General features: G+C 56.2%; 9 protein-coding genes. All 9 read left to right on the forward strand.

The genetic code is table 11. From position 1 onward, the window contains the following. Positions 1 to 1,613 (forward strand): hypothetical protein (locus QZV76_RS06835; RefSeq protein WP_290599241.1); only part of this gene is annotated, 1,613 nt, incomplete at its 5' end. Then, on the forward strand, positions 1,523 to 2,470 hold the full coding sequence (locus QZV76_RS06840) for a hypothetical protein (RefSeq protein WP_290599243.1): 948 nt from the start codon (positions 1,523 to 1,525) through the stop codon (positions 2,468 to 2,470). The genes QZV76_RS06835 and QZV76_RS06840, both read left to right, overlap by 91 nt. Continuing rightward, entirely contained in the window at positions 2,467 to 3,597 is a 1,131-nt protein-coding gene (locus QZV76_RS06845) for a hypothetical protein (protein ID WP_290599244.1), read from the forward strand. The genes QZV76_RS06840 and QZV76_RS06845 overlap by 4 nt, the downstream gene beginning before the upstream one ends. 3 nt (positions 3,598 to 3,600) lie before the next feature. After that, the gene (locus QZV76_RS06850; protein WP_290599246.1) at positions 3,601 to 5,235 is read left to right on the forward strand and encodes a hypothetical protein; all 1,635 of its coding nucleotides are present in this window, start codon (positions 3,601 to 3,603) and stop codon (positions 5,233 to 5,235) included. Positions 5,236 to 5,237: 2 nt separating this feature from the next. Continuing rightward, on the forward strand, positions 5,238 to 5,456 hold the full coding sequence (locus QZV76_RS06855; protein ID WP_290599247.1) for a hypothetical protein: 219 nt from the start codon (positions 5,238 to 5,240) through the stop codon (positions 5,454 to 5,456). 164 nt (positions 5,457 to 5,620) lie between these two features. Then, the gene (locus tag QZV76_RS06860) at positions 5,621 to 5,857 is read left to right on the forward strand and encodes a hypothetical protein (protein ID WP_290599249.1); all 237 of its coding nucleotides are present in this window, start codon (positions 5,621 to 5,623) and stop codon (positions 5,855 to 5,857) included. Then, a complete protein-coding gene (locus tag QZV76_RS06865) occupies positions 5,854 to 6,036 on the forward strand; it encodes a hypothetical protein (RefSeq protein WP_290599250.1) in 183 nt (60 codons plus the stop codon). The genes QZV76_RS06860 and QZV76_RS06865 overlap by 4 nt, the downstream gene beginning before the upstream one ends. Continuing rightward, positions 6,033 to 6,308: a hypothetical protein gene (locus QZV76_RS06870; protein ID WP_290599252.1), complete on the forward strand. Its 276-nt coding sequence runs from the start codon at positions 6,033 to 6,035 to the stop codon at positions 6,306 to 6,308. The genes QZV76_RS06865 and QZV76_RS06870 overlap by 4 nt, the downstream gene beginning before the upstream one ends. Beyond that, positions 6,305 to 7,160 (forward strand): hypothetical protein (locus QZV76_RS06875; protein WP_290599254.1); only part of this gene is annotated, 856 nt, incomplete at its 3' end. The genes QZV76_RS06870 and QZV76_RS06875, both read left to right, overlap by 4 nt.

The following is a 7,160-nucleotide window of genomic DNA, read 5'->3' on the forward strand; positions in this document are numbered from 1 at the left end:
TCACCACGAAACACAAGGATGTGAAGGGCCATTTCCTCGGCGGTATCCTCGGTTTCTCTACTGGTGGTTTCCTCCCTACCTCTGGGCCCGGCACGGAACGCCGCGACGGATTCCTCGGCGTAGATGCCGCTGGCTCACCCATCGCCCGCGTAGACGCAGGAGAGCACGTTACCCGCCGCTCCATGTCGGAAAAGTATCACCGCGAACTGACCGAGATTAACAATGGCACGTTCCCGAAACTCCCCGGCTATGCTACCGGCGGCATGGTCGGCAAAAAGCCGCTAGAAATCGGCTCCACCCTCAAAGACACGGCCAGCCGCTTCGACCTCACCGGTTTCGCTACCGGCGTCTATGGGATGCCCACCATCAATGGGGACAAATACGTCTATGGTGGGCGTGGATGGGGCGATAACCTCGCCATGCCTATTGCTCTGGCGCGCCGGGCGGCTGGGCTGGCTCCGTTTGGTGAGGTGCCGAGCGTAGAGCAGCTGCCGGCCTATCTGCAGACGTTGGGGGCTCGACCGGGTCCGTGGTCTAAGGGCAAGCTGGCAATCAATTTCACACTGAACGGTGCTAAGGGCAGTGTGGTGGAGGCTGTACTGCCGGATGGCACTGTGGCGACGATGGTGCCAGGTAAAGGGGGTGTTCTGGGTGGCCATGTGTTGGGCGGGTTGAACCAGTCTTTTGTGATGCCCGCCTCAAACCCATTGGCTATCTTGGCGGGTGTGCAGAATCTTCCTGAGCAGCTCCTCGACGATAAGGGAAATCTTCTTGAGGGAGATGAGCTGAAGAAGGCTATCCAGGATGCGGGTGGGGCGTCTGCCTTGCCTGGCCTCTTCAAGTCCTCTGGCACGACGGTGGGGTCTAGTGGGACGATCACGGGCGCTATCAAGGATGTGATCAGCGCTGGTGTCACTGGCCAGGTCGCCGATATCTTAAGTGTCTTCGGTATTGAGGATCGCATGCCGCCGCTGGTGAATGCTGTGTTGCAGCTTGCCGGGTTGGCGAAAAATGGGGTTGGTAGTGCTGCTGGTAGCGGTGCTGCTGTAGATCAGATGGCGGGGCGCACCTATGAGCCGTCACGTGACGAAATAGCGGCCAGTATGGTTTTGCTACCACACCGCGTAGTGTTGCGGGTGCAGGGGCGCAGCAGTGGCGCACAACGGCTCTGGCAGCGTTGGAGTGGCTGGGCATGTCGACGGCCATGGTTGATAACGTGCTGGCCGAAATCCAGAAGCGGTCGAAGGGGAATACGAATTATTCTGCGCCCGCACCTCTCACTGAGGAGGAGAAGGAGCAGCAGGCGGACTTTGCGGACAACCGGGCGGACTATGCGGATAGGATGCGTGTCTATGAGTCGAAGCTTGCCGAGTGGGAGAAAAACGGAGGCAAGGATAAGAACGGGAAGCCGGTTGCGAAGCCGCGGAAGCCGAAAGCCCCGGGCGATCCTAAAGAGAAGGAATTCAAGGACGCCACTGTTCATGGCCTTATGGGTCTTACCCCGCAGGAGTTCTTCTCCAACGTGGATTCTGAGCTACCCCGCCAGATTTACCACCCGTTGGCGAACATTGTTGCAGGGCTCAAGATTATGGACTCGGATAACGCCTCACTAGAGATGCTGTGGGGGCAAATGAAGCACTACGAGCAGGGCGGGAAAGTGAAGCCGAACCCGAAGCTTAAGGCGATGCTGAAAAAGGCGGGCGTGGACGTTTCCGGGGATGATCAGATCATTACCGCCCAGACCGGTGAGATGATCATGTCGAAGACGGCGGCGGCGGGGAATGAGGCTGTGCTGAATCAGATGAATCAGGGTGTGCCGCTCGATGAGCGGGGCTTACGGGCTGCCCCCGCAAACCTGGCGCTCAACGTGTATGACTCTGTTGCCCCGCAGGCTGCCGCACAGATCGCCTCTGGTGTCGTGACAGCGGGAGGAAAGCTTGCCAGCGGCGCGTTGCGCGAGGGCGGTAAAGCCCTGGGAGCCGGCGTGAGCACGGGCGGCAACATGGTGGGCAGCGCTCTGGGTGCTATCCCAGTTGTTGGCGCACCAATCGGCGCGGTCATCTCGGGCGCTTCTGGTATCGCTGGTAGCGCTATCGATATTGGCTCAGGGCTGGCCGCTGACACGGTGGACATGTTTACGCCCATGGCCGCTGATTTGGCGGGAGAGGGAGCATCGCAGGTCGCTATGGCAGGCTCCCGGATGATGCATGCGGGTGTCGACACTCTCAACGGAGGTGTCCCCACGCTACAAGAGATGCTCTCCGACCATCTCCCGGAGACCGGGGCGGCGCTGTCGGCGGTGTCATCTGCACTTCCTCAACAGATCGGCGGAGGAGCATTAACGAAGAGTATCCAGCGGGGAGCGGGAGGAGACACCTTCATTTTCAACACCTACGATCCTCAAACCGCATACACCAAATTCAACGGCATAAGCACAGCAAGAGCACATGGAATGGGAGCGCTACTATGACCTACGATGTCTCGATCACATCCTGGGATGGGGAAAAAACATTCCATGTATACGGGACCAAAGAGGGAGACGAGGGCGTCTATCTCCTCCAAGAGCCCGTCGGATTGTTGGACGCGGACATTAAACCCGTGTGGCAGAGCACAACAAACTCTGTGGGAGCACGCCCTATCAGCGTCGACTACCCTCCGCGGGATCTCACACTCCCATTCGGGGTCGTCGATGATGCCCTAGGTGCTTCATGGAGAGCTACAGAGGACGCCTTCCGGCAATCCTTCTCAGAACTCCATGATTCTACTATCAGCGTCACCACAGAGTCCGGCACTCGCACACTCAAATGCCGACTATTCGACAAACCTAACGTCGACAATAAAGAAGACCCCGCTACTCGAGGGATCGTCAAGTGCATTTACACGCTCCGAGCCGGGAACCCCATGTGGCAGGGTGAGAAAAAGGAACTCACCTGGACCTTTAATGGGAGAAACTTTTACGACACGATCACTGTCAGCAATCCAGGAGACCGCCCACTATGGCCACAATGGGTACTACAGGGCGCAACCAGCGTTGTTCTCCCCGACATCGACATTGAACACAACAAAGAGCACTACGTCACCATGCCCTTCCAAATGCCAGGGCAAAACGTTCTCGTCGATACCCGCCCCGGAGTGGAGGAAGCAGTATGCGCCGGGCATCCTATGTGGCTTGCGACCGTGCCGGATCATTTTCTCTACCCGCTCCCACCGCACACTGAGAGTTACGAGCTGCCCATCATCATGAACCCATTCCCCTTTGCTGATGACATTATGGCGAGTCTGGGACTGCCTACCCGTATAGATCATCGGTTGATCGTGGAGACAGCGAAGGCGCTCTCCGGGATCATGGACGGGGTAAGCGATACGGAGTTAGCGCAGCTTACGGAAAATACTCTTGCAGGCTACATTATGCAGGGGCTAGAGACGGCGAAAACGTTTGTAGACAACGTTGTTGTGGAGGCCGTGGCAGCCATTACCGCAGGAACAATTGGGCGACTGCTGAAAGCAACATACAATGTCATCCCATCGATGCAGAATCAGCAGGTGGGGCTTGTGCTCCCGGTAGAGTATTCACGCCCATGGGGGATGGAGGCCTAAACCATGGCACTACCCGACAACCTGAAAGCGGTATACACGCAATGCCTTACGGAGAGGGAAGAGCGTGAGGCAAGCCGCTACAGTCGCCCTCTCGTCCGCCTATGGGACGCCCAATGGATCCTCGCAGGCACCGTGAAAGACTACCTCGCCCTGTCCTGCACGCTAAAGATCAACGACATCGGCACGGCTAGTTTGTCGCTACGCCCCGATGATCACCTCGCGCAATGGATCATGGACACGGTAGACGGTGACACCGGCAGGAGTGTATTCCTTACTGTCGATAAGAATGGTATCCGCTGGTCTGGTCGCTTGGACACCTACACTATCGACAGCGAAAAGAGCGTCTTCACGGCCATGTTCAATGATGACATGGAGCAGCTGAAGTACGTCTCCATATGGCCTAACCCCTTCCTCCCAGCAACCGTGCAAGCCCCCAAGTATTGGACGCTTTTCGCCCCTATTGACTGGGCTATCCCGCTCACATTTTTCTGCCAATTCCTCCGACTCTCGGGAAACCTCTGGAATATCCCAGACGACCCCTTGGACCCCACAACATGGGTAGAAGGAATCACCCCCTGGGAATGGCCAAACGTCTGCATGCCGAAGCCGCTTCTCACCTCCGGTGGGCCCTGGGTCGTCATCTCCTCCCGCTTCGACACTCTCTTCGATCTTCTCGAACTAGCGTCAGAACACGGGTATAAAGTCTCATACCGACGCTGGCTCAAAGGCGACCCCATGCCCTACCCAGGGTGCGTCAAAGCGCGGAACGGGCAATGCTTCTGGGACATCGAAGACGTCTCCACCGCACTAGGGGAAACAGTACTAGGAGGAAACCTCCTCACCGGGCTAGTCCGCACCGTGCAAACCTACACAGAAAACGCCATCGACTCCGTTATTGGCACAGTCGCAAACCCGGTCAACCCACCCGAATACTCCCGAAAAGGCACATTCCTTTTCACCCACAAAAAAGCCCCCTACGTCATCTACCGCCACAAGTACGGGCTGAAGAAAACCACCTACACACGCCAAACAGCCGGAGCAATCCAAATGGTCACGGGAGGCCACTCCGCACCAGGCGTAAACGAGCTTATCGGGCTACCGATCAAATTCGTAGGGAACGTCCTAGGCGCCATCGTCCCCGGCCTCGACACCCTAGGAGACATCGCAGACAGCCTCCTCAAAGACATCTACTCCGACGTCTTCCTCGCCTTCGCCACAATAAAATCCCCCACCAGGGCACGACAAGCAGGATGGAACCCGCGCGAAGAAGAATTCCTCCCTGCACCGGGTAAGTCGTACACGTTGTCTATGGGGCTTGCGTTAGCGCGCGGGTTCTACCAGTCGCGTGATCGTGATGCGGTTGAGATTGATATTGGGGACGGTGCGCCTTATGTGGTGGGGGATCGGGGGCAGGGGCATTTTGCGCTTGGTTCGCGTATTGGTGCGGAGGTGCCGTATCGGGGCGGGAAGGTGGTTGTGCATCAGGTGCAATCGTTGACGTTCCAGCATGAGCCGTATAAGCCGCCTGTATGGATCCCAACGCTCGGGGATCCTACTGTGAACGAGATGCCGTTGGACCGGTTGTTTAGGGATACGGGAAAGCTGTATAAGGCCGCAAGGAATTTGGGAGTTGTCTAGTCATGTTGTCAGACGAAGAGAAGAAACGGCTGTATAGGGCGGTTGTGCATCCTGATGTTGCACAGTCAGCGCCACTGATCATGCCGGCGATGGTTGCTCAGCAGTTTGCTGAGCATATTTTGGACGCTGTGGAGGGGCGGAAGGTGTTTGATGCAGAGTTGTTGCGGTGGGTGCGTGATGATGACGCCGCCCCGCAAATCCATGTGGGGGAGGCGCAATGACAGCACCACAGTCCCCTGAGGAGCAGCCGTCGCTCAGTGACTCTAAAGCTCTCGATAAACGACCAGAGTACGGGGTTTTTGCAGATCCCTCAGGTGGTGTTTCGGGGTTGCCTGCGTTGCAGCGGATGACGGAATCGAGCATCCTGTTTTCTTATCGTCAGAAGATGAAGCGTGATTATAAGCCGTTTGCGGAGCTTCTTGGGGGTTTCGATAAGCGGCTTACGGAGGCTCAGTCGAAGGTGGATAAGGCTATCGCTGATCTTGGCGATGGTTATGATCCGGGCGAGCTGACGGCCTATGTTGATGCGGAGATCAGCAAGGTTAGTGCGCTGGTGTCAAAGAATGCGGCGGATATTGCGAAGATTGCTGTGAGATTGTCCAGATTGTTACTGACGGCATGAATGGGGTTATGCAGGGTGCTGCTGGCGCTGCCGGGCAGGTAGCGGATGCGTTTGCAACAGCGTTCAACCGCATGGCGAACGCACTAACGGGCAAGAACCTTGGCTATTGGGATGCGGAGATTTATACGTCATCGTCTACCGTGTATCCGGGTTTCACGATACCCCGCTTGGTATCGTGAAGAGCTTCAATGGGCTTATTACGGACATGATTGTTCGTGTCGGTGCTGTGGCACAGTTGGAGGGGGAGGGTGCCCCTACGTTGACTTTGGGGCTTTTCGTGAATGGCAAAGAGAAGGAATCTTTGACTATTACGGGGGAGAATACGCTGCGCGGCGCATTCTCACGTAAGAGTATCGCGATGAACGCTGGTGATGTGATTGATGTGCAGGTGAAGTCTGTTGTGGGCGAGTATATCGGCATGTCTGTGATGCTGGCTGGGATGTATCTATGAGTTATCACACGCGTAAGGTTGTTCGTCCTGCTGCCCCAAAGGTTAATGGGCTGCCGTTGGCGTTGTTGCGTCTCATGTCGCAGTTGGACGATACGCACGCTAGCGATGTCACTATTTCTGCTCCTAATGAGACGTCTGGTGGTTGTAAGTTCCAGCTGGGGTTATGGGCTACTCCTGGGGCTAGTCTCCAGATCGGGGATCCTGGTAGTAATGAGTCGGTTTCTGTCACGGTTGCTGATGGTAAGACAACAGTGTCTATTACCGGATCGGGAGGTATTAAACAGACGGTTACCGCACCGTTTTCTGACACTATCATTGGGGACTGTGATGTTCCTTTCCACCACATCTTTATCAGTGTGTATTTGAACCGACGCACCTTCGGTGTAGCTATTGGCGATGAGACGCATCAGGTCGCTAATCAGGCGTTCAATACTAAAGCAAACTATGTGCATATCAACGGGAAGAAACTCCACTACAACGAGCACTGTTTTGGGGTGCAGCTGTGGTGCAACAGTATAGAGCTCGAAAGAATAGAGTATCTTGATCTAAAAAACTACAGTTTTTCTCCGTGGTCGAGGGTTATCCAGGCCTGCACTTTCGGTGAGGTTTGGGAGGAGTGGACGTGCTCTTCCCCAGCTTCCGGGCATAATGATTGGCCGTCTGTAAAGCACAATAGGGGGTTAAAGTGGATGGAGCCTGTAGCGAGTTCTCGTCTCCCGGAGAGGCGTTCTCATAAGGATAATGCGTTTCACTGGGTACGCCCTGAGGGTGTGCGTAGTGTGCATCTGTGGCTCTGCCAGGCCGGTGGCGGCGGTAAGGGCGGCAGTAAGAATGCTACTGGCACTAATGGTG

This window comes from Lawsonella sp., assembly GCF_011525565.1.
In the GTDB taxonomy this organism is placed as follows: Bacteria; Actinomycetota; Actinomycetes; order Mycobacteriales; family Mycobacteriaceae; genus Lawsonella; species Lawsonella clevelandensis_A.

Excerpts from the sequence above, each read along its gene's own strand:
- QZV76_RS06845 (WP_290599244.1), top strand. The coding sequence starts at position 2,467 with ATGACCTACGATGTCTCGATCACATCCTGGGATGGGGAAAAAACATTC.
- QZV76_RS06860 (WP_290599249.1), top strand. The coding sequence starts at position 5,621 with ATGAAGCGTGATTATAAGCCGTTTGCGGAGCTTCTTGGGGGTTTCGAT.
- QZV76_RS06850 (WP_290599246.1), top strand. The coding sequence starts at position 3,601 with ATGGCACTACCCGACAACCTGAAAGCGGTATACACGCAATGCCTTACG.
- QZV76_RS06855 (WP_290599247.1), top strand. The coding sequence starts at position 5,238 with ATGTTGTCAGACGAAGAGAAGAAACGGCTGTATAGGGCGGTTGTGCAT.
- QZV76_RS06865 (WP_290599250.1), top strand. The coding sequence starts at position 5,854 with ATGAATGGGGTTATGCAGGGTGCTGCTGGCGCTGCCGGGCAGGTAGCG.